At 44.7% G+C, this 21,094-nt stretch carries 20 protein-coding genes; 3 read left to right on the top strand and 17 right to left on the bottom strand.

The genetic code is table 11. The annotated features are described in order from the left end of the window. Positions 1–546: 546 nt before the first annotated feature. A complete protein-coding gene (locus tag R7070_RS09130; RefSeq protein WP_213904544.1) occupies positions 547–1,623 on the bottom strand; it encodes a nickel/cobalt efflux protein RcnA in 1,077 nt (358 codons plus the stop codon). A 137-nt stretch (positions 1,624–1,760) separates the two neighbouring features. Here R7070_RS09130 and rcnR point away from each other — a divergent pair, with 137 nt between their 5' ends. After that, positions 1,761–2,033 (top strand): Ni(II)/Co(II)-binding transcriptional repressor RcnR, encoded by a 273-nt coding sequence (gene rcnR, locus R7070_RS09125; RefSeq protein ID WP_005375370.1) that lies wholly within the window; start codon positions 1,761–1,763, stop codon positions 2,031–2,033. Positions 2,034–2,299: 266 nt separating this feature from the next. Here the strand turns inward: rcnR and R7070_RS09120 are convergent, their stop codons facing one another. The 6 genes from R7070_RS09120 to ltnD form a co-directional block, all read right to left on the bottom strand. Further along, positions 2,300–3,793 (bottom strand): GntP family permease, encoded by a 1,494-nt coding sequence (locus tag R7070_RS09120; protein WP_005375369.1) that lies wholly within the window; start codon positions 3,791–3,793, stop codon positions 2,300–2,302. Next, a complete protein-coding gene (denD, locus tag R7070_RS09115; RefSeq protein ID WP_064369125.1) occupies positions 3,793–4,752 on the bottom strand; it encodes a D-erythronate dehydrogenase in 960 nt (319 codons plus the stop codon). Before denD ends, R7070_RS09120 begins: the two co-directional genes overlap by 1 nt. A 61-nt stretch (positions 4,753–4,813) precedes the next feature. After that, the gene (gene otnI / locus R7070_RS09110) at positions 4,814–5,590 is read right to left on the bottom strand and encodes a 2-oxo-tetronate isomerase (RefSeq protein ID WP_005375365.1); all 777 of its coding nucleotides are present in this window, start codon (positions 5,588–5,590) and stop codon (positions 4,814–4,816) included. Next, complete coding sequence (locus R7070_RS09105) at positions 5,590–6,237, bottom strand: aldolase (RefSeq protein ID WP_256900393.1); 648 nt, start codon at positions 6,235–6,237, stop codon at positions 5,590–5,592. Before R7070_RS09105 ends, otnI begins: the two co-directional genes overlap by 1 nt. An 11-nt stretch (positions 6,238–6,248) precedes the next feature. Continuing rightward, entirely contained in the window at positions 6,249–7,505 is a 1,257-nt protein-coding gene (gene otnK, locus R7070_RS09100) for a 3-oxo-tetronate kinase (protein WP_033906866.1), read from the bottom strand. 25 nt (positions 7,506–7,530) lie between these two features. Then, positions 7,531–8,439 carry an L-threonate dehydrogenase gene (gene ltnD / locus R7070_RS09095; protein WP_213893300.1) on the bottom strand — a complete coding sequence of 303 codons (909 nt, stop codon included), beginning with the start codon at positions 8,437–8,439 and terminating at the stop codon, positions 7,531–7,533. Between the two features lie 274 nt (positions 8,440–8,713). On the opposite strand from ltnD, the gene R7070_RS09090 reads away from it, so the two are divergent. Continuing rightward, entirely contained in the window at positions 8,714–9,472 is a 759-nt protein-coding gene (locus R7070_RS09090; protein WP_005375354.1) for a DeoR/GlpR family DNA-binding transcription regulator, read from the top strand. A gap of 177 nt (positions 9,473–9,649) precedes the next feature. Here R7070_RS09090 and R7070_RS09085 read toward each other — a convergent pair whose 3' ends face one another. The 6 genes from R7070_RS09085 to ppiC form a co-directional block, all read right to left on the bottom strand. After that, a complete protein-coding gene (locus R7070_RS09085; protein ID WP_390509592.1) occupies positions 9,650–11,404 on the bottom strand; it encodes an ABC transporter permease subunit in 1,755 nt (584 codons plus the stop codon). A 4-nt stretch (positions 11,405–11,408) separates the two neighbouring features. Further along, positions 11,409–12,923 (bottom strand): ABC transporter substrate-binding protein, encoded by a 1,515-nt coding sequence (locus R7070_RS09080; protein ID WP_025768505.1) that lies wholly within the window; start codon positions 12,921–12,923, stop codon positions 11,409–11,411. Further along, positions 12,913–13,761, bottom strand: a complete 849-nt coding sequence (locus tag R7070_RS09075; protein WP_225491760.1) for an ABC transporter ATP-binding protein — start codon at positions 13,759–13,761, stop codon at positions 12,913–12,915. The genes R7070_RS09080 and R7070_RS09075 overlap by 11 nt, the downstream gene beginning before the upstream one ends. Before the next feature lie 20 nt (positions 13,762–13,781). Continuing rightward, positions 13,782–14,543: an ATP-binding cassette domain-containing protein gene (locus tag R7070_RS09070; RefSeq protein WP_225491761.1), complete on the bottom strand. Its 762-nt coding sequence runs from the start codon at positions 14,541–14,543 to the stop codon at positions 13,782–13,784. 171 nt (positions 14,544–14,714) lie between these two features. After that, complete coding sequence (locus R7070_RS09065) at positions 14,715–16,019, bottom strand: MATE family efflux transporter (protein WP_225491762.1); 1,305 nt, start codon at positions 16,017–16,019, stop codon at positions 14,715–14,717. Positions 16,020–16,362: 343 nt separating this feature from the next. Next, the gene (gene ppiC / locus R7070_RS09060) at positions 16,363–16,704 is read right to left on the bottom strand and encodes a peptidylprolyl isomerase PpiC (RefSeq protein ID WP_081007916.1); all 342 of its coding nucleotides are present in this window, start codon (positions 16,702–16,704) and stop codon (positions 16,363–16,365) included. Positions 16,705–16,919: 215 nt separating this feature from the next. On the opposite strand from ppiC, the gene R7070_RS09055 reads away from it, so the two are divergent. Next, positions 16,920–17,834 carry a chemotaxis protein gene (locus tag R7070_RS09055; RefSeq protein ID WP_005385059.1) on the top strand — a complete coding sequence of 305 codons (915 nt, stop codon included), beginning with the start codon at positions 16,920–16,922 and terminating at the stop codon, positions 17,832–17,834. Positions 17,835–17,914: 80 nt separating this feature from the next. Here R7070_RS09055 and R7070_RS09050 read toward each other — a convergent pair whose 3' ends face one another. The 4 genes from R7070_RS09050 to hutW all read right to left on the bottom strand — a co-directional run bounded on the left by R7070_RS09050 (position 17,915) and on the right by hutW (position 21,042). Beyond that, positions 17,915–18,451 (bottom strand): ATP:cob(I)alamin adenosyltransferase, encoded by a 537-nt coding sequence (locus R7070_RS09050; RefSeq protein ID WP_033906781.1) that lies wholly within the window; start codon positions 18,449–18,451, stop codon positions 17,915–17,917. Between the two features lie 97 nt (positions 18,452–18,548). Continuing rightward, entirely contained in the window at positions 18,549–19,079 is a 531-nt protein-coding gene (hutZ, locus tag R7070_RS09045) for a heme utilization protein HutZ (protein WP_005375331.1), read from the bottom strand. 56 nt (positions 19,080–19,135) lie between these two features. Continuing rightward, positions 19,136–19,639, bottom strand: coding sequence for a heme utilization cystosolic carrier protein HutX (hutX, locus tag R7070_RS09040; protein ID WP_005375329.1), 504 nt, complete (start codon positions 19,637–19,639; stop codon positions 19,136–19,138). A gap of 32 nt (positions 19,640–19,671) precedes the next feature. Continuing rightward, a complete protein-coding gene (hutW, locus tag R7070_RS09035) occupies positions 19,672–21,042 on the bottom strand; it encodes a heme anaerobic degradation radical SAM methyltransferase ChuW/HutW (RefSeq protein WP_256900392.1) in 1,371 nt (456 codons plus the stop codon). Between the last annotated feature and the right edge of the window lie 52 nt (positions 21,043–21,094).

The raw sequence follows: 21,094 nt of genomic DNA, 5'->3' as shown, positions 1-21,094 counted from the left end.
AATTGTCTCAATACAATTCAATTGATGCTCATTAATCGAGCGCTAAGCCTTTCTTCTCCAAAACCAACCAAACTGCATTTTGGGTCTGTTTGGCAGAGCAAGACATAACTTTATAACTATGTATCTGCTTGGTTCCCGATTACTTTAGACAGAAGGAAAAAAAGTCTTCAAAACGTCACATTTCTACGAGGTTTGGCGAAGGGACGAGTACGCAAAAGGAAACGTTTGCATAGTTAAATTTAACTATGCGACCAAATTGGTATCGAACATTAAAGAAAAGACTTCTAATTAGCGTTTTGACCGTCGGGAGCGCTGTGGTCAGTGCTCCCGTTTTATCATTTAGTATCTCAGGTTCAGATATTAGAGCCACAATCGCAGCGGTTGTAATACGAGATGTTTGGTGAAGCGAGAATGACTTGGTTTGTAGATATGGCAGCGATGTCAGATCGAGTGATTCTCAATAAAGAATCGGCAGCAAAATAGGCAAACCAAGGCATTAAGCCATTGCCCATAAAAAAGAAAGGAAAAGAATCTTTACCACAGAGTTTAACTCGTCAGCGATATGTATCCATGCATACCCATGTACAAACCAACTGCACTGATCAAGACGCCCGATAAGTAAGGAGCTCGACGTGCAACATCATTCAAACCGCTCCATTTAGATGTCGCTTTTTGCACGCCCACTGCTGCCACAACGCCAACAGCAACCAGAGTCAAGGCTAAGCCAATACTGAATGACACAACTAAAGTCGCACCAAGAGTCATTGCCTTAAGCTGCAAACAGATAAGCAAAACCGTTACCGCAGCAGGGCATGGAATCAAACCGCCCGTTAATCCAAACAGCAGAATTTGCCCATTCGTCACGTCTCGATTCTCAAAGCGCTTTTGAATGTCTAAAGCGTGAGCGCGCTCGTGAGCATCTTGATATTCCTTATCTTCGCTTTCTAAATGAGAACCAGGACGAAAATGTACATCAAAGTCATGGGTATGATCATGGTGCCCGATGATCAAAGTGACAGAAAGTCCATTAGAGACTTCAATGCAAGACGCCGATTCCAAGTATCCATCACGCTCTATAAAGTGATAAATATCAGAAGGTTGATAACCATCACTCGATACCGAAACCTTGATACCTTCAGCAGTTAAAGGTTTACCGCTGAGTGTTCGCAACTGGAAACGGTGATGCTCCCCTTCCTCTGTAATCGAAAGCGAAACATGCCCATGTCCTGTATCCACAACTTGCGTCGTCCAGTCGCGAGCATGATCCTGAGCTTTGTTCCAAGCTCGCTCATCGCTCCATGTCCGCCAAAACATCCATACGCCGGTTGTCACGATAATGACCCCAGAGATAAGTTGCATCCATGGTTCAGCCGCTTCAGCGGTGAATTTCTGGCTAATATACATCCCGCCAACAGCGATTAACCATACAATTATAGTGTGAGAAAGTGTGGCAGCTAAACCCAGCATCACGGCTTGTTTGACCGTTCCTTTCACAGCGACAATGAACGCCGCCATCATCGTTTTAGAGTGCCCAGGTTCTAAACCATGCAAAGCGCCAAGCAAAATGGCACTGGGAATAAAGAACCACCCATTACCTTGTTGTAGTAACGCGACAAAATCCATTGTTGTTCTCTGTTGTTGATTCTAATTTATCGCAAACTATACTCCCCCCCCTAGTATTAAATACTACCCCCCAGTATAAATTGAGTGCTACATTATCAGTTAGAATAACTCGGCCCGTAACTTAAAGAAGATAAGACATGTCGCATACAACCAGAGATCAAAAGAAGCTCAACACTCGAGTCAGTAAAATACAGGGTCAGGTGAATGGACTTAAAAAAATGCTGGAAGAAGAGCATGAATGCCAAGATGTGTTGCAGCAGATTGCCGCTATTCGGGGAGCAGTAAATGGTTTGATGCGAGAAGTAATTAAAGGTCACTTACTTGAACACGTCGTACTTGAGGAAGACAAAACTCAACGTGAAAAAGATATGGAAGTCGTATTAAAAGTACTGGACTCTTATATAAAGTAACCCTAATTCGCTAGAGTAAAGTCACTAGGGTTAAACTCGAATAGATCCTTTATAGGTAATCGCTTACTAAGCGGGAAATAACAATTCCATTTCATATTGATTAAGTTGAAAACGGAACCTATATCGGTTCAATTTAAATAGTTTATTTATAAGAACTAAAACGGCCCAAACATAGGGCCATTCATATTATTAACAATCTCTAAACCATCTGATAAAAATACATGTTGTGATAGGTTTTTACTTTATGGAAGAGTACAAGTAAACCTTTATACCTCTTGTAATTCGACGTGCTTAGCGCTGTAAGATTTTGTAAATGCAACACACCCCAAAAGTACAGCAAGTGGTAACACGGGATCAAAGATTGAACCATGAGATCCGAAGAATAAGTTAAGAATCATGACTAATGAACCACCAATAGCCCAAGCAATTGTTGTTGGAATAGTCCAAATAATGAGTTGTTTCTTAACCTCAGTCACCCCCATTAGTCGATTAACAATATGGAATAGCGAGTCATTAAAGTAGCCAGCAAATAGAGATCCCATCGTAGCTGCCGTCGCTGCGAATAAAAGGTTAACGTCAGGAATATTTACTAAAACTGGGGCAGATATAGAAGCAGCGGTTATCATGGAGACTGTACCAGAGCCCTGAATAATACGAACTAACGTCGCAATAATAAATGGAATCATAACCGCAGAAATAGGAAGCCCTGCAACTTGGTTAGCAATCTCTGCGCCCGCACCCGTTTCACGCAATACGGCACCTAACGCGCCACCAGCTCCTGTTACTAACAAAATGATGCCACAAGTGGAGATTCCTTGTTCCATCTTTTCATTCGCTTCTTCTTTGGTAAGGTTATTACCCAATGTGTAAACCGCTAATAACGTCGCTATTGATAGTGCAATAGTAGGGCTGCCGATAAAAGCGATAAATTGACCAAATGTTGTTGCAGTCAGCCCTTCGAAACCGAAAGTCCCCTCTAATAAACCCATCACTGATTTCGCAAGTATAAGTAAAATAGGGATAATAATTGGAGCGATAGATTTACTTAAAGATGGTAGGTCTTTCGCTTCTTTACTTGCAATGTACTCTTTGTGATCATTAATCAGTTGCTCACTAGACTTCGAGAAATGTTCGGTTGGAATGAATTCAGGAAACTGCTTTTCTAACCATCTTGCATACCAAACAATACCCATGACACAAGGCGCTGCGATCATCAAACCAAAACCTAGCATGCTGGCAAGATCGACACCAAAGATACCAGCAACGCCCAAAGGCCCTGGAGTCGGCGGAATAGCGTGATGCGCTACGACCAAGCCGCCCGCCAGAGCAACCGTAAGCGTTAAAATCGAGCGATTGGACGTTTTTGACAAAGACTTCGCAATTGGATAAAGAATGATAAGCGCGCTATCCACAAAGATTGGGATGCTAACAATATAGCCAGTTACAGCAAGAGCGGCCTCTTCTTTCTTTTTTCCTAACCACTTTATAAAATTATAGGCAATACTTTCTCCTGCTCCAGAAGCCTCTAAAATAGCCCCCATCATAACGCCGAGACCGATGACAATCCCTATACCGCCTAATGTTCCACCAAATCCTTTGCTAACGGTCGCAATCGTGTCATCAACACTTAACCCACCAATAATACCTGCGATACATGCCGCAATTAACATCGCAATTAACACATGTACTTTTGTACGTAACACAAGAAAAACAAGGACTGATACGGCTACTATTAGTCCAATTACTGAGGTTGGTAACATTAGACAATCTCCATATTGTTAACAGAAATAAATTGTTGTAATACATCCTTGAAATTACTGTCTGCTTTAAATCCAAGCTCCAGTTCTTTAGTACAATCAATTTTTTGTGGCCAACTACTCACAATACGATCAATACCCGCATCATGCTCATAGGTAATATAATTAGAAAGTTGTTTACCCGTTAGAGTGTCCATTGTTTGAATCATCTCAGCTGGTGTAGTTTGAATACCAGGTAAATTAAGCGTTCTATAGGACAGATTATTTAACTGCTCATAAGGCATTAGCCCTGCATATTGAATATTGTCCACCACTCTAGACGGGCTCGATATCCAAAGTTTTAGCGTAGGGTCTACAGGACAATTTGATTCTTGAGCATTCAAAGGCTCACGAATAATTCCGCTTACGAAAGAGCTAGCGGCAAGGTTTGGTTTCCCAGGGCGAATACAAATAGTCGGTAAACGTACGGATACAGCTTTAACAAAGCCTTTACGGGCATAGTCGTTCACCAATAACTCACCTATAGCTTTTTGCGTCCCGTAGGATGACTGAGGATGAAGTGCTGTTATTGGTGTAATCGTTTCCGGAAGATCACCACCAAATACAGCTAAAGATGAAGCAAACGTAAAACGAATATTAGGGTTTACTTTACGGCAACGCTCAAGCAATAACTGTGTGGTCGTCAGATTTACAGCTACGCCTAAATCAAAATCTTGCTCAGCATGGCTCGATACAATTGCCGCTAAATGAAAAATGTGTGTCGTTTCGGCAGTAATAACTTGGTCTATATTTTCTCGTTTTGTCATATCCATGACTAAAGAAACGACTCGGTCATCAATGCCCTCTAAGCGCGACTTTTGAATGTCGACAATAGTAATACTTTCAGCTTTGTTTTCTTTTAGTAGTGATTTGGCAAGTAGGGTTCCGAGAAAACCCGCCCCTCCAGTTATGATAATATTCATAGTCACGACCCTTTGTTTTTGTAATTGGTTTCAAGTTATTTATGGATAGAAATTAAAATTGTTATAGGTATGGTTTAACCCAACTAAGGCCCAGCTGCGTGCTATGCCTTGGGTTGTATTCACAACCGATCCAGCCTTGGTAACCAGAGTCATCCAAAACATTGAATAGGTGTGGGTAATTCAGTTCGCCTTCCGATGGTTCGTGCCTTTCAGGCACAGAAGCAATTTGAATATGGCCTGTGTATGGCGCCACATCGCGAATCAACGTACTCAGATCACCGTCCATAATTTGTGCGTGATAGAGATCGAGCTGCAATTTCACGTTTGGACGAGCCACTTGTTTGATGAGTTCCACCGCTTCACGTTGATGTGCAACAAAGTAGTTCGGTACATCGCGATTGTTGAGTGGCTCAATCATCAGCTCAACACCATGTTCGGCAAACTTATCCGCTGCATAACGAATGTTTGAGATAAAGGTTTCAATATGCTGATCACGAGTGAAGCGTGAATCAACAATGCCAGACATAGCGTGAACCTTTTTACAGTTCAGTGCCTTGGCGTACATCAGCGCAGTCTCGACGCTCGTTTTAAATTCATCCTCACGCCCCGGAATAGCTGCAAAACCTCGTTCACCTGCATCCCAATCACCTGGAGGCATGTTGAATAACGCTTGCTCAAAACCAAACTGCTGTATCTTGCTTGCTAGTTCTTGCGCTTCGAATGCGTATGGGAAAAGGTATTCCACCGCTTTGAAGCCCGCTTGGTGTGCTTTTTCGAAACGATCTAGAAAAGGAACTTCTGTGAATAACATTGTCAGATTTGCCGCGAATTTAGCCATTACTTACCTCTCCCTTTTAGGTCTTGAATCTCAGTATCCGTTAAGTAGCGGATGTTGCTATCTTTAAGAATGAACGCTAGCTTCGCTGTCTCTTCTAGCTCTTCTGCGTTATCCACTGCATCTTCAAAGTCCGTACCCGTGATCACTGGACCATGGTTCGCCAGGAGGAAAGCTCGGTAGTCACTAGCCCGCTGCGCAAGTTCTTCAGCAATCTGAGGGTCGCCCGGGCGCAGGTACGGAATCACTGGCAGTTCGCCAATGCGCATTACAAAGTAAGGTGTGAAAGCTTTGATGGCATTCTCGCGCTCTAAACCTTCAAGACAAGAAAGCGCCGTCAAGTAAGTAGAATGTAGATGCACAATCGCATTACACTTTGAGTTATTTCGATAAATCGCCAGATGAAAAGCCACTTCTTTTGATGGCTTTTCACCAGAGATATGGTTGCCATCAATATCCACAACCGAAAGCTCTTCAGCAATCAAGCGGCCGAACGAAGAACCAGTTGGCGTTGCCAGAAAGTGTCCATTAGGCAGTTTTAGAGAAAGGTTGCCAGCGCCGCCAGTCGCATAGCCACGTTCAAACATAGAGCGCGCCATAGTGACCATTTGCTCTCGCAGTTGTTGTTCTGTCATCAATTCTTTATTCATCACAACCTCACCTATTCAAAAAACGACTGTGCTTTGGCAAAGAAGTGTTCATCGCCGAAGTTGCCCGATTTCAGAGCCAAAGAAAGCTCGCCTTCAAGTGACTTCACCCAAGGTACACCTGGTGCGATTTGAGGACCGATATGAAAACCTTTTACGGCTAGGCTTTGGGTTACAACCCCTGAGGTTTCCCCACCCGCAACGATGAAATTTTTCACACCGTGCTGCTGAAGTTTGATTGCAAGTTGGCTAAAGAATTGTTCAACCGCGTGACTTGAAGAATGCGCGCCAAACTCTTGTTGAATCGCTTTTAACGCCGCTGCATCTGCGGTTGCGTAAACCAGTGGTGCGAACTCGCTTTCGATGTTGGTCATGACCCAATCAAACACTTGATTTGAGTAATCTTCTTCCGTCAAACACGCCTTCACATCAATAGCAAAGTGTGGCGCTTTTTCTTTGTAAACAGCGACCTGTTGGTTGGTCATGACAGAACAAGATCCAGATAACACAACGGTTGGTGCCTTTTTAGGGTTCCCCTCTTGCTTCGCATCACTTTGATCTTCAAGGTTCTCTATCCAGTTCTTAGCAATACCCGCAGCCAAACCAGAACCACCAGTTACCAGTTTTAGAGACTTCGCCGCTTTGCCAAGTGTGACAAGATGCTCTGCATTGAATGCATCAACCACTGCATAGCGGTTGCCTTGTACTTTTAGCTCTTCAAAGCGCTCAATTACCGCTTTTGGACCTTGTTCAATTATTTGGAAGTTCACCAGGCCAGATTTGCCTTGAGATTGAGCATCCATCATACGAACTAGGCTTGAATCAGTCATTGGGGTCACAGGGTGATTACGCATACCCGAGTCGCTTAGCAAGTCTTGGAATACAAATAGATGGCCGTTGTAAACTGTGCGACCATTCACTGGTAATGATGGGCATACAATGGTGAACGCTTCACCTAGCTCTGCAAGCAGTGCATCCGTTACAGGACCAATGTTACCTTCTGCTGTGCTGTCAAACGTTGAGCAGTACTTGAAGTAAAACTGCTGACAGCCATTTGCTTGCAGCCACTTAAGCGCAGCTACTGAATCCTCGATTGCCTCATCTACAGGACAGGAACGAGATTTAAGACTGATCACGACCGCATCTGCGTTTACATCAATCTCTTCTTTTGGAATACCGTTAAGCTGAACTGTGCGCATGCCGTTTTCTACAAGAAAACCTGCGATGTCTGTTGCGCCAGTAAAGTCGTCTGCGATAACGCCTAATAACATCATTTTTTCTCCGTTTTACGTGCGCTTACTTCTGTTTGTTTTCTACACCTGGAAGCTCAATACCATCAAAAATCTTGATAACGGCACTGTCGTCCTCCTGGCCAAAACCAGCATTGCTTGCACTCAAAAACATGTTTAGTGCTGTGCTTGATAGAGGAAGTGGAAATTTGAGATCTTTTGCTGTGTCCGATACGAGGTTTAAATCTTTCACAAAGATGTCGACCATAGATTTAGGGGAGTAATCACCATCAACTACATGCTTCATGCGGTTCTCAAACATCCAAGAGTTACCCGCTGCATTCGTCACCACGTCGTACATCAGGTCAAGAGGAATGTTTGCACGTGCCGCTAATGCCATTGCTTCAGCACTAGCTGCGATATGAACACCTGCTAGCAATTGGTGGATAATCTTCACAGTTGCGCCTAGGCCAATCGCTTCACCGATGTTGTAGACTTTAGCTGCCGTTGCGTTGAGTACTGGTTCAAGTGCATCAAATGTGCTTTGCGCTCCCGACGCCATAATAGTCATCTCACCTAATTCTGCTTTTGCAGCACCACCAGATACCGGTGCATCAAGCATCACAAGATTGTGTTCTGCCAATTTCGCTTCAATTTGTTTTGCGTCTTCTGCTGAGATGGTTGCTGAAACCATTACTGGCGTATTCGGCTTAAGCGCTGTAGCAAGACCGGTTTTGAACAAGACCGTGTTAACTTGAGCTGCGTTCACAACAAGAACTAGAACCGAATCAAGCTTATCTGCAAACTCAACTGCATTTGTAGAAACAGCTTTTGCACCGAATGAACCTAACTCTTCAAGCGCTTGAGAATTTAAATCGAAACCATAGACATCTAGGCCTGCACGCACACATGACTTTGCGGCGCCCATTCCCATAGAGCCTAAACCGATAACACCTACAGATTGAACTTCACTCATAAAAACAATGCCTTCTGGTCTATTAAACTTTGTTAATTCTTGTTTGGTTGATGTGATTATATGTGAAGATTAATACTAAGACCTCGCTTTGAATCACATTTTTTCACACAAATTAACAATGTCGTGATATATACCTCTTTATGGGCAGAGATATTCCGAGCAGTTAACACAAGCGAAGGCTGTTCTTACAACGTTGAGAACATAATTCACAGATATTCACAACAAATGAAAAGATTGGTAGGATACTGAAAAACAAGAATATAGAAGTGAAACTATGATCCCAGCAGAACGTCAAAGAACCATATTATCCCTGTTATCACATCAAGAAGTGTTAAGCATTTCAGATTTAACCGACCACCTTGGCGTATCACATATGACCATTCGTCGTGATATCGTGAAGCTTGAATCCTCAGGTAAAGTCGTTTCTGTTTCTGGTGGAGTGCAACTCGCTCAAGCTCTACATTCCGAACTTTCCCATGATGCGAAGGTCGAGCAACAAGCGGATGAAAAAATTCAAATTGGTAAGCTGGCGGCTACGTTAATTGGTCAAGACGCTACGATTTACTTGGATGCGGGAACAACCTCTCTAGAAATCGCCCATCAAATAGCAAATCGTAATGATCTTTTAGTGATCACCAATGACTTCTCTATTGCTGCTTTCCTTATGACGCACAGTGAATGTGAGCTTTACCACACTGGGGGAAAAATTGACCGCGAGAACCAATCCACCATTGGAGGAAAAGTCGCAGAGTTCTTGAATGGGCTAAATATTGATATCGCCTTTATTTCGACTTCATCTTGGAGCTTGAAAGGCTTATCAACACCTAATGAAAATAAAGTTCTCGTTAAAAAAGCAATCATCAAGGCGGCACAAACCAATTATCTGATCTCAGACTCAACTAAATACGGTCAGATAGCGAGCTTTCATGCATTAGACATCGAGCAATTGGACGGAATTATTACCGATCGAAACCTATCCGAAGTGGTCACTCAAGAATTAACGGATAAAGGATTACGTGTGTATAAAGAGTAACACTACCTAAACATCTGAGTTCGCGTAACTTTTATACTCGTTAATTTATAGATGCTTCCAATATACATAGACCGTGCTGTGTACTTTCTGGCAGAAAACACATCCTTTTGTTTTCTAAATTACCAAATTACTGATTACATCTGGATATGGAAGCTCACTTCGCTTTATCGCTGCTCGTCACTTGTCATCAAAAATCAAATTCACCGCAATTGCAATCAAAACCAAGCCTGAGATAGGCAGTAAGACACCCAATGGTGAGCGCTCGATGTAAGGCAGATTCTCTGCAATCAATAAACCCCACTCAGGTTCTGGCGGCTTAACGCCAAGTCCGATAAAACTCAGAGAAGTCAGGCTAAGCGTAATGTAAGGCAAACGCAGAAACGCGTGGCGAATCAATGGCGGCAGCACATAAGGCAACAAGTAGTAACGGAGTACTCGCCACTGACTGGTTCCCCAAATGGGCGCAAGATGCGTGTAAGGCTGCGCTTTGGCTTCCATCAACAAACTTGCACAGTGCGCCGCTAATGGTGCCCATGACACCATAACAATAGCAATCAAGGCACTGTTTGGGTTCATTCCCGTTAGACCAGCAATCAGCAGACCCGCCACAATGTATGGCACACCTTTGGTGATCTCAATTAAGCCTTGGCTATAACGAGTCACAAAGCCGAGCAGCAAACCAATCACCAAACTAAGGGAGGTTGCGATGATGCCCATTTTGATTGTCGACATCATACCGCCGCCAACACGAGCAAGCAGATCTCGCCCGACCGCATCGGCACCAGACGGTGCTGCTAAGCTTGGCGATTCAAGGCGGGTAAATTGGATAGTGTAAGGATCGCGCATTAAGGCCCATCCCGCACAACCAATCAGCAAGGCAAAGATTGTCGCACTGACGATGCGTTTGGTGGTGCTTTGGGTAAAACGGAACGTGCTGTGACTGCTGATCAACTTACCACTTGTGACACTGTGCCCGAGTAACCAGCGTTGCAATAAGATGCTCGCACTACTGATCAACATCGAGAACACCAGCAACACCAACAAACCACCTTGCAGCATCGGCAGATCTTGTGACTTCGCCGCGCCTAAAATTAGTCGTCCGATACCCGGAATGGAAAACACTTGTTCCACAGCAACCGCGCCGCCGGTTAAACCAATCACCGTCATTGCGATTTGAGGAATCAAGTTACTAACGGCACGCCACAAGGCAAAGCGTAAGATTTGAAACTTACTGACGTTCGCCGATAGCCAAGTGATCACCCAAGGCTCATCTAGTACACGCTTGAGGCTGTCATTGAGCAAGCGCCCGAACAAACCAGCAGCAGGCAATGCCATTGCCAAACTTGGTAACCAGAGGTTTTGCACGCCCTGCCAACCATAAGGTGGGAACCAACCCAACCAGATGGAAAACACCATGATCAGCAATGAAGCAATCACGTATTCCGGCAATGAAACCAACACCGAACTGAGCGTGTCATGATGTTTGTCTAAACGATTCTGTTGCCAACGACGCACAGTGTAAAACACGCTCGCCATGCACATTACAAATGCCATGCCTAGCGCTGTAAGCATCAGTAATAGCGACGTTTTTGCGGTTTGTTGAACGCTCTCCATCACGGATGCGCCACTCACCCAAGAGACACCTAAGTCACCTTGCATGGCAAGCGTCAACCAATCCCACAGTCGCTCAGCAGCGCTGCGGTCAAGTTGAAGATCTTCTCGAATTGCTTGCAGAGCTTCTGCCGTCAGCAATTGTTGAGCACCCGCACGAGCACGGAGGATTGATTGGCTTGGGTCGATACCGGCAATATCCGGCATCAAACCCACCAGCACAACCACTACCCCGAGTGACAGGAAGCGCGACAAAAAACGCGTAAACCATTCAGGCATACAAGCGCTCCAACGAGAGCGCATGTTGGCAACAGACGACATCGAGTTAGTTCACCTCAGTAAACTGGTCGATCAGGCGACGCTCACGTGGGTCACGTTGTGCGTTCTTCACGCGGTCACTCTCACCTTGGATTACACGCTCGTGAAGCAGTGGAATCACAGCGTATTGCTCAAGGATTTTGCTTTCTGCTTCGATGATCGCTTGTTGGCGTTTCTCACCCAAAGGCTGACGATCAGCGTGTTTCAATGCTGCGTCCACCTCTTCTGAGCAGAACTGCCCTAGGTTGTAAGAACCTTTACAGCTAAAGTCACTTTGCATATACGCCACTGGGTCACCAGAATCCAGCACCGTTGCACGTGACAACAAGAACGCATCGAACTTACCTGCTAGTGCATCGTTTTCGATTTGTGCATATTCACGAACGTCTAGTTCAACCACAAAGCCAGCCGCTTCAAGTTGTTGCTTTAGCAGCACCGCCACTTCTGGCAACTCAGCACGGTCGGTAAACGTACCAATGGTGATCTTCTCCCCATTCGCGTGGCGCATTTCCATGGTTTCCATACGAGGGTTCGCGTCACGAATTGGTTGAGCCCATGCCAATGCTGGACCTAACAGACCTTTCGCTGAATCGGCGTGGTTCTCGTAAACCGTTTTGATGATTTGCTCACGGTTAACCGCTTGAGCCGCTGCTTTACGCAAACCGAACTGGCTAAACACATCTGATTTATTGTTTAGGTAAAGCGTGTTGGTACGCGGCATTGCGACTTCGTGCAGCTGTGAAGATTCCATCATCGCGATTTGCGAAACAGGAACGGCTTCCACTACATCCGCCTCACCAGTACGCAGTGCTGCAGCACGAGCAAAACCGTTTGGTACGTATTCAGCAAAGATACTGTCTACTTTTGCTTTTTCACCCCAGTAACCGTCAAAACGCTTCAGTTTTGCGCTGGTTGTCCCGTTGATTTCTGTCAGAACGAATGGGCCCGTACCTGCTTTGATTGGCACAACACGACCGTTTTCTTGATATGCAGCACCAGAAAGGATCGCTAGCTGTGGGCTAGAAAGACGGCTTGGCAACAGTGGATCGTTAAAGGTCGTTTTGATTTCAACAGTGAAGTCGTCCAATGCGCGAACTTGCCATTCGATACCGTCCAAGATGCGTGGTTTAGGTGCGGCATCTAATGCTTTTTGTAGAGAGTTCACAACCGCGTTGGCATCAAGCTCAGAACCATCGTGGAATTTCACGCCTTTACGTACCTTAAATTGCCACGTCATTGGGTCAACTTGTTCCCACTCTGTTGCCAGCATAGGCTCTGCTACCGACTGATCGTTTAGGTTCACTAGCGTTTCTGCCGTGCTCCAACGTGACAGTTTGAACGCGTCATCTGAAAGTGGTGACAAACCTGTGCGTGGTGGTTGCATCATGGCAACGCGAATTTCCGTTGCTTGCGGTGCAGCTGCTTTTTCCGCTTCTGGCTTGCTTTCGCCAGAGTCAAAACAACCGGTCAGCAGTGCGCTTAAAGCCAGCGACAAAGCTAACTTGGGAGTACTAAGGTGCATAAGAAACCTCTCCAATGGTTTTTGTGAATTCATTACTTTTGTGTTGAGCGCTCATCAAGGCTCTCGTGATCAAGTGTGATGGGTTATTTGTCACGTTTTGTGCCGTGCCGTGCTCGACAACGCGTCCTTTGTCTAACACTAGGATTTCATCGCATAGGGTTTGTGCCGCATCGAGGTCATGTGTCACCAAAATCAGGCGCATCTGACGACTCTTTTGAATGCCTGCCAACAAGTCGAGAATCTGTTTACGACTGACGGGGTCTAGGCTGCTGGTTGGCTCATCGGCAACCAACACACAAGGCTCAACAATTAAAGCTCTGGCGATAGCCACACGTTGCGCTTGCCCAACTGATAGTTGCTGCGGGTTACGATCCAGCAATGTGAGATCCAAACCGACATCCGCCAAGACCTTTTCCACCTTCTCGTTAAGTTCTTGCGTTAAACCAATGTTGCTCAAAGGCTCCAGTAAGATCTGGCGAACGGTGTAATAAGGATTCAAGCTCGATTGCGGCTCTTGCGGAATCAATTGAATGTGCTGACACAACTCTTGGCGCTGCTTAGCCGAGCTACGCGATAGCGGATAACCACACACATACACTTCACCAGATGTGGGTTTACGAAGACCGAATAGAAGCTCAATCAAGGTCGATTTACCCGCACCAGAAGGACCAACAATCGCAATGTTCTGTGTATCAATGGCAAGATCCAATTGTTCGAGCGCCTTAAACGGTTTGCCCCCTAACCAACTTGGTTTGGAGTAATAGTGAACACTGGCTTGCGCAAAGCGAACTTCCGCCGATTTAGGCTGCATGTGCCCGCTCAAGTTGTGCTTAGTCAAAATAGGCTCCAGAGATGAGGTTAAGGCAGCAGTTGCGCAAGTTGTTGACAGAAAGGATGCGAACTTTGCTGAATGGCTTGCCATGGTGCGCCATAAGCCACCATGGTGTTGTCCGCAATCACCAAGACTTTGTCACACGCCAAAGCCGCAGATAGATCGTGCGTGATCAACAAACCACTGATGTTGCGTTGCTGAACACTGCTGCGGAACAACTCAAGGATCTCCGCTTCGGTGATTGGATCGAGCGCACTGGTGGGCTCATCTGCGATGATCAAGTTGGCACTACCAAGCAACGCAATCGCAATACAAATACGCTGACGCTGACCACCAGATAACTGGCTTGGATGCTGCGCTAATGCTGCTTTTGGATCCGTAAATCCGAGTTGAGACAACAAGGTCGTCACCGTTTCTCGGTTTGCTGAAGACAAGCGTGTTTTGTTGCCTGTCCATGCCAAACACAGTTGTTGCTCGACAGAGGCCAATGGATTCAGTGCTTTAAGTGCATCTTGGAAAATGACCGCGGGGCGCTGCGGTTGACTACGTTGCAGTATGGCAGTTTGTGCGACTTCACTGCTGTTAAGCTGGATACTTCCGTCGACCCAAATATCAGACGGCAAAAAACCTGCGACGGCTTTCGACAACATGGATTTACCAATGCCGGAAGGTCCCATAATGGCAAGAACTTCACCTTGAAACAGCTCAAAAGAAATGTCTTTGAAGAGTGTGCGTTCTGAGTCTGTAAGGCTGAGATTATTAACGGAGAGTATTGGTTGAGAAATCACGGCATAAACTAAATGTAATAATATAACATCACAGATAATATCATGCGGGTTAAAGCAAGGAAACCAGTCGGAAAGGTTATTTCATCACCTTTTTCAGATTTATCAGCAAGGGCAGATGGCTCCACCCTTGTTTTAAGAACATCTAAATTAGGTCGTTTGTGACAGTGTGAATTAAAGACACTTTTGTTTAACTTGACCGAGGTATGGGAACAAGAAGACAAAACGCCCAACGTAGAACAAAGTGAATGCCAGCCACAAACCGTGATTGCCCCAATATTGCACCGCAATAAATTGGGTCACTAAGAACAACACCATGGTTAGAAAGGTAGAGTTACGCACTGGTCGCGTCGTCCCTGTACCGGTAAAGATGCCGTAAAACGTAAGACCAAAACCAGCAACCAACGGGAATGCCAATAACCAAGGGCTCATGTCTAGATACAGCTCAACAAGGTTTGGCAAAGTGGTAAATAACGACACCACTTGATGTTTGAACAGCACCAGCAGCAAGGTCAAGACAACAACGAACGCCGCGGTCCATTGCGTGTTTAGCTTAATCACGTTATCAAGCAATGTAGGATTCTTCTGCCCTACGGCTTTACCTGCGAAGACGCTCGACGCATTCGCCACACCGTCGAACATGTAGCTGACGATAAAGGTCACTTGCATCAAGATTGCGTTCGCAGCGAGCACATCAGAGCCTAGCTGAGAGCCCACACGCGCCATCATGTTGAAGAACACCAATAGACACACTGTTCGAAGCAACAGATCCATATTGGAAGACGCGATAACTTTGAGATCTTTACGCGTCATTTTTGCTGTTTGAATGTAATCAAACAGCGGGAAGCGACAAGTTTTCAGCACCAGTACCGCACCAATAACAAACGTCGAGATTTGCGCGATAAGTGTCGCCACCGCAACACCAGCAATGCCCATATCGAAGTACAACACAAAGACGATATCCAGCACGATGTTCAGCACGTTACCAAACACTTGCGTGAGCAAGGTTTCTTTGGCTTTCGCCTGCCCCATCAGCCAACCAATCACGGTGTAGTTCAGCAGTACAAACGGTGCACCAAAGATCATGATATCGAAGTAAATCTTCGCGTTTTCGGCCACGACTGCATCAGGGGAGATAATCAGCTCTGCCCCCATCCAAATCACGGACTGCAACGCAATGAAAATCAAGCCAAGGCAAAGCGAAAGCACGAAAGGACGAAATAAGCTGCTCGCTTGATCTTCTGGGCTATTTTTACCTAATGCGATTGCACTTTGCCCCGTAGTACTTACGCGGAAAAAGCCAAACAACCAATACAAGGTGTTCATGATGACGGTGCCGATCGCCACACCACCAATCATCTCAGCCACACCGAGTTTACCGATCACCGCGGTGTCCACCGCCCCCAACAATGGTTGGGTAACAGTAGAAACAATGAAAGGAAATGCGATTTTAAAATAGTCTTTATGAGTCAGGGACATCTTAAATTATGAACGGGGTTAATTTTTATAAGGTCGCTATCATATGCGAATGGCGCCCGAACATGAACCAAAGTTCGCCAGCAAGGAATAGCATTGATAATTGATACAACCAGCAAACGTATTCTCATACCAAAGCTTGAAATAGGATAACGACTTATGAGAAAAGCCAAGTTAACTGCATATAAATGAGTTTCTAGTTTGGAAAGATTAGCGTTTGGTGGAGCATGGCAAATCAGAATGTATCTGCCATGTCATAACGGTAGTGATTGGTGAAAAGAGACCGTACAGATGATATTTAATGCTTGTGGGTTTCATCTGACAATGTTTAGGTCGATACCAAGCCTTATGTTCTGTAAAGCACCTTCACAACATGCCAACCGAACTTGGTTTTAACTAAATGCGGCGTTAACACTTCGCCAGAAAAGCACACTTTGTCGAATTGAGGTACCATTTGACCACGGCGGAATTCACCAAGGTCACCACCGCGTTTGCCTGACGGGCAAGTTGAATACTTCTTCGCTAATGTCTGAAACTTTGCGCCTTTTTTCAGTTGCTTGATTATGTCTTCCGCTTGCTCTTTGTGCTTCACAAGAATATGTAATGCGGCTGCTGTATTTGCCATTGTTCTATCTCTCACTATTCTGGTCGCGCAAGTGTACCCAATCCTTTTTAACAGACCAAACATTTCTTAATAATAGCTCAGCGGTAAAGGCCCCAATACACGAGGAATATAAAATCGTCTACATAATGAGTTTAAAATACAAACAAGTTTTGCTCAGTTAATCACTATGTCTCTAAAAGATTGTCTAAAAAGCTCACATTTGTCTCTCCGATGGTTGAAGCCTTCGTCTGATAATATTAGATTAGACACAATTCGGTGGTGTTTATAAGGTTATTTTCATGGCAAAAGTCGTTAGCAAAGCGAATCAATCTCAGGGCATGTTGATGTTTAAGCTCACCCTGCAACAGAGTTTCGCTATCGGTACGCTAAAAGTCCGTGAAATCGTCCCGTACATGCCAACGACAAAGATCCCTTACTCGCATCATCACGTCATTGGAACCGTTACGATACGTAACTTAACAGTACCAGTGATCGATATGTCAGCGGCTGTTGGCTTTCGTCCTATAAGTGAAGAAGAATATAAAAGCTGCTACTTGATCGTGACAGATTGCTTGCGAACCGTGGTAGCTTTTATGGTTCGTAGTATAGAGAAGATCATTGAGTGCGATTGGAAAGCTATTGAAACGCCACCTCCGAGCGCTGGAAAAAATATTTTCGTGACTGGAATTACTCGCTACGAGGATAAAACTGTTCAAATGCTGGATGTGGAACTGCTACTTTCCAAAATTTATCCGCAGTACGAGAATTCAAAGATCCCAATGCTGACAGATATTGAGCGAGAACGCCTAAAAGCACTCAGTATTCTATTGGTGGATGACTCTTCCATCGCTCGTAAACAGCTGTGTGACGCACTCGATAGCATCAATATTGGGTATCAAATCTGTAAAAATGGTTTAGATGCATTGGAACTGATGAAAAGTGACGCTGCGGCTCATCGCCCAATTGATATTCTGGTCAGCGATATTGAAATGCCCGGATTAGACGGTTATGAATTAGCATTTGAAGTTCAGAATAATTCCTCTCTGAACCATTCATACCGCATTTTACATACATCGTTATCGAGCGAAATCTGTGTAGACAGAGCTCACCAAGTTGGCGCGCATGAGGCACTTGAGAAATTCAATGCAGGAGAACTAATCGAAGCGATGCTTCGCGGAGCAAAAGAGCTAGAAGCCAAAGCTATGACTTCTTAACTCTTATTGGACGAGTTGATTTGAGAATATAATGCAGTGCTTGTCCTATCCCTGATGCTCACATCCGCTAATTTCTCAGCTCACTTCTTTGGCATCGCGTAACTACGAGAAACGAATTCCGTCTCTTTGACTTGATGAGTATGATTAATATAAGAAGCTAGGCTGTAAAGTACATTCGCTAATAAGTTCGCGTAACGAAACAAAATAGGTGCGGGCTGCTTCTTACCTGTATGTTCAACGGCAACTAATGCTCGTACCGTTTTTTTAGCTTGGCAACGGCACAAATGCAATTGACTGGCTGCCGGGTGTCCTCCGGGTAGAACAAAGCCTTTGAAGCCACCATCAATGCGTTGCTTGAGCAAAGCATAATCGGCCTTTAACTCTTCAACTTCCGTCTCTGTAATCGCTAATTTTCCGCGAACCGAACCATTTAGATGATAAACATTAGGCTGCATTCTTGTCAGTATATCACGGCTAAACTCGTCCAACTCCATAGCGAGAACAAGGCCAATACGACTACAAAGTTCATCTGCTGTAATTTCAAAGTCACAAACCGGACTGTCCTCGTAAATAAACGGATAGCAAATCTCGCTCAATTCCTTGCTTACAGGTTTCATGCTTTTGTTCCAATATAAAAAAGGGAGTCAGTATAACCTAACTCCCTTTAAACGTTCATTATGCCAAATAATCGACATTCATATGATCGGTTTACAATCAGGCACTTTCGACTTTCTTGTGACCTTCTTGAAGGTGAACAAAATCGACTAAATCATCACCAGACACTTGATACGCCTGACCAAAACCTTTAACAAATAGCCCCGATTCTGGCTTTAAGTTGAACAAAACGAAATCCTCTAGCTGGCTTAGACCATCAATAATCTCACCAAAACGCTCTTTCATTTGTCCAACAACTTGTTGCCACATCTCTGTGTCTCGCTCAACTACATTTGCTACCGCATCAAAAGTTAAGCGCTTACGAGCAAACAGCTGCTTTGAAGACTCTTCATCTTCGATCATCATCAATGAAACATTTGGATTTTCTAAAAGGTTACGGGCATGACGAGCGATTTTAGAAATGAGAACGAAATAACCTTCCTGGTTTTGAACATAAGGCGCGTAGCTTACATTCGGGCGACCTTCTGCATCGACAGTTGCAAGCTGAAGTGTACGGCGCTCCTGACGAAACTCTTTGATCTCTGGCCCTAAACGACCTTGCAAACGCTCTTGTTTAACTTGTTGATCCATATTGATACCTGACTTTACTAATTAGTATTCGAGTTAAGCCTCGATTATGTTTGTGATTACTTTTTTAATTCGGCTTGTAGGGCGCGAAATGCGGTTACTTGTTCTTCAATCAACTCGCGCTTTTCGTTACGGCCTAAATAAATCTTGAAAATATTGCTTCCGCACTCTGAGAAAAAACCAAAATAGTGACTCTCTCTACCCATAAACGGTTTACTGACTAATGCGACATTTTTAACGTTATCTAATTTAAGGTGGCCGTGCAGTTCACCTTCTCTACCCATTAAATTGTAATAGCCACGCGCCACTTTTCCTTTTGGAAACGGCGCTTTAACTTCAAAGATAGAACCAAAAGAGTGGACGATGGTCGTCACCGGGCCAAAACCAACCAAACTTTCTAAGATGCTTTGCGCTTGCTCTCCTGGTGCAATAGCCACCATTTCCTGAGGTAGAGCCGCAACAACCTCAAACTCGGAAATGCCAAGACGCTCTGCCATCGCAGCTGGCAATAATTGTGGTTCTTGCTCTAGTAATACTTCAACTTGTTGCTTGATTGATTCCATTGTGTCTTCCGTTTTTGTTCAATTTGTTTTCATTAATTATTGAATGCTTTCGGTACCGTTTCGTTCATCTCTGACGTGAGTACCTGAATACAACTTTGAGCCAATGACACTGCCCAGAAGCTGCCTGCAAGAGTAAGGACTGCGCTACGTTCATGTAGCTGTACTAAGCCTTTCGCTTGCCACACTTTAAATAGAGGCAATAAAAACACGAACGCGTCCTCTCCCATAAATGATGGAAGTTGATTTGCTTGAACAATGCCACGGTCAAACGCAGATTTGAGTGCAGAAAAAAGTGGTTCTAGAGGGCTTTGCTTCATCATCATCGCGATGGTGCTTTGACCTTCTTTGACCGCTTTAATATAGGTCTCTAGTGTGCGGTGTTGCATCATCCCGTAGCCACCGATATTACCTCCAGCACCACAGCCAATTGGCAATACCTCTGCATAAGTCTTGGCTAAACTATTGTATAAACTACGCTCGCGGTTATCGATTGCCCAATGGTTCACGCTCAGTTGCTTCATATGGTGTTTGGCCATAAAGTTCACACCGAGCTCGTACATTCCCGCTTTTTCTGGTGTGGTCGCAGGTGGCGGGATTTTTCCCTTTTCTACGAGGTTGAGCATGGGAGCTGACCCACCAACCACTAACTGATACAAATCCAGTCCGTGTGCGCCAGTCGAGAGGAAATCATTTAAATCTTGCTCTAACACTTCTTTGGTTTGATAAGGTAAGCCATAGAGTAAATCGATAATGACCGGAATTTTGTCTTCTTTGGCGATCTCGCTCACTCGTTTGAGGACATCTTCCCTATCATCTAAACGTTTTGCGCTGCGGCGCACTTGTGTATTAAAACTTTGCACACCAAAAGAGAAACGATTAAACCCACCCTCTAAAGCGCCTTGATACAACTCATCAGAAAAACGATTGATGCGACCTTCTAAGGTGATTTCGCAGTCTGCAGCCAAAGGAAAGTGGTCTCGGATAGCCTGGCCTAACACACGAACCTGTACTGGAGATAAATCCGTTGGCGTTCCGCCCCCGATATATACGGCGTGAAAAATACCATTTTGTGTCCAAGGTAATGCCGCTTTCTCTCTAAGCTCCTGCATTAATGCTTCAAAGTACTCATCAACCAGTGTGCGACTTGCAGCATTTTGAAAGAAGTTACAAAAAGTGCAACGAACGCGACAAAACGGAACATGAATATAAAGACAGCGTTTATTGGTCGCTTTAACTGAGTTAGCCGTAATACTCGAAAAAATCGCCTGTTGTTGAGACGAGGGCACAGGTACGCTCGCTCCCCCGGCATGTGCAGAATGCTTCTTAACAAAAGCAAATCGCAATGGATCAGGACTATCACTGCCCAACACTGATTCATCAAGCTTATCGATATCGACGCTCATATATACTCGCTTAACTCCCATCATGTAAGGGATGGAAGCTGATCTTAAAAAT

The organism is Vibrio sp. 1557, assembly GCF_033340175.1.
GTDB classification, from domain to species: Bacteria; Pseudomonadota; Gammaproteobacteria; order Enterobacterales; family Vibrionaceae; genus Vibrio; species Vibrio alginolyticus.
The sequence above is the reverse complement of the archived record's forward strand: the minus strand, read 5'-3'. Positions and strand labels throughout refer to the sequence as shown.

Bases quoted from the DNA above. Each gene is read 5' to 3' on its own strand.
- hutW (WP_256900392.1), bottom strand. From the start codon at position 21,042: ATGAGCGTCGATATCGATAAGCTTGATGAATCAGTGTTGGGCAGTGAT.
- R7070_RS09065 (WP_225491762.1), bottom strand. From the start codon at position 16,019: ATGTCCCTGACTCATAAAGACTATTTTAAAATCGCATTTCCTTTCATT.
- otnK (WP_033906866.1), bottom strand. From the start codon at position 7,505: ATGTTATTAGGCGTTATCGCAGACGACTTTACTGGCGCAACAGACATC.
- R7070_RS09090 (WP_005375354.1), top strand. From the start codon at position 8,714: ATGATCCCAGCAGAACGTCAAAGAACCATATTATCCCTGTTATCACAT.
- R7070_RS09085 (WP_390509592.1), bottom strand. From the start codon at position 11,404: ATGTCGTCTGTTGCCAACATGCGCTCTCGTTGGAGCGCTTGTATGCCT.
- denD (WP_064369125.1), bottom strand. From the start codon at position 4,752: ATGAATATTATCATAACTGGAGGGGCGGGTTTTCTCGGAACCCTACTT.
- R7070_RS09080 (WP_025768505.1), bottom strand. From the start codon at position 12,923: ATGCACCTTAGTACTCCCAAGTTAGCTTTGTCGCTGGCTTTAAGCGCA.
- otnI (WP_005375365.1), bottom strand. From the start codon at position 5,590: ATGGCTAAATTCGCGGCAAATCTGACAATGTTATTCACAGAAGTTCCT.
- rcnR (WP_005375370.1), top strand. From the start codon at position 1,761: ATGTCGCATACAACCAGAGATCAAAAGAAGCTCAACACTCGAGTCAGT.
- ltnD (WP_213893300.1), bottom strand. From the start codon at position 8,439: ATGAGTGAAGTTCAATCTGTAGGTGTTATCGGTTTAGGCTCTATGGGA.
- hutX (WP_005375329.1), bottom strand. From the start codon at position 19,639: ATGGAATCAATCAAGCAACAAGTTGAAGTATTACTAGAGCAAGAACCA.
- R7070_RS09105 (WP_256900393.1), bottom strand. From the start codon at position 6,237: ATGAATAAAGAATTGATGACAGAACAACAACTGCGAGAGCAAATGGTC.
- ppiC (WP_081007916.1), bottom strand. From the start codon at position 16,704: ATGTTTGGTCTGTTAAAAAGGATTGGGTACACTTGCGCGACCAGAATA.
- R7070_RS09130 (WP_213904544.1), bottom strand. From the start codon at position 1,623: ATGGATTTTGTCGCGTTACTACAACAAGGTAATGGGTGGTTCTTTATT.
- hutZ (WP_005375331.1), bottom strand. From the start codon at position 19,079: ATGGATCAACAAGTTAAACAAGAGCGTTTGCAAGGTCGTTTAGGGCCA.
- R7070_RS09055 (WP_005385059.1), top strand. From the start codon at position 16,920: ATGGCAAAAGTCGTTAGCAAAGCGAATCAATCTCAGGGCATGTTGATG.
- R7070_RS09120 (WP_005375369.1), bottom strand. From the start codon at position 3,793: ATGTTACCAACCTCAGTAATTGGACTAATAGTAGCCGTATCAGTCCTT.
- R7070_RS09050 (WP_033906781.1), bottom strand. From the start codon at position 18,451: ATGAAACCTGTAAGCAAGGAATTGAGCGAGATTTGCTATCCGTTTATT.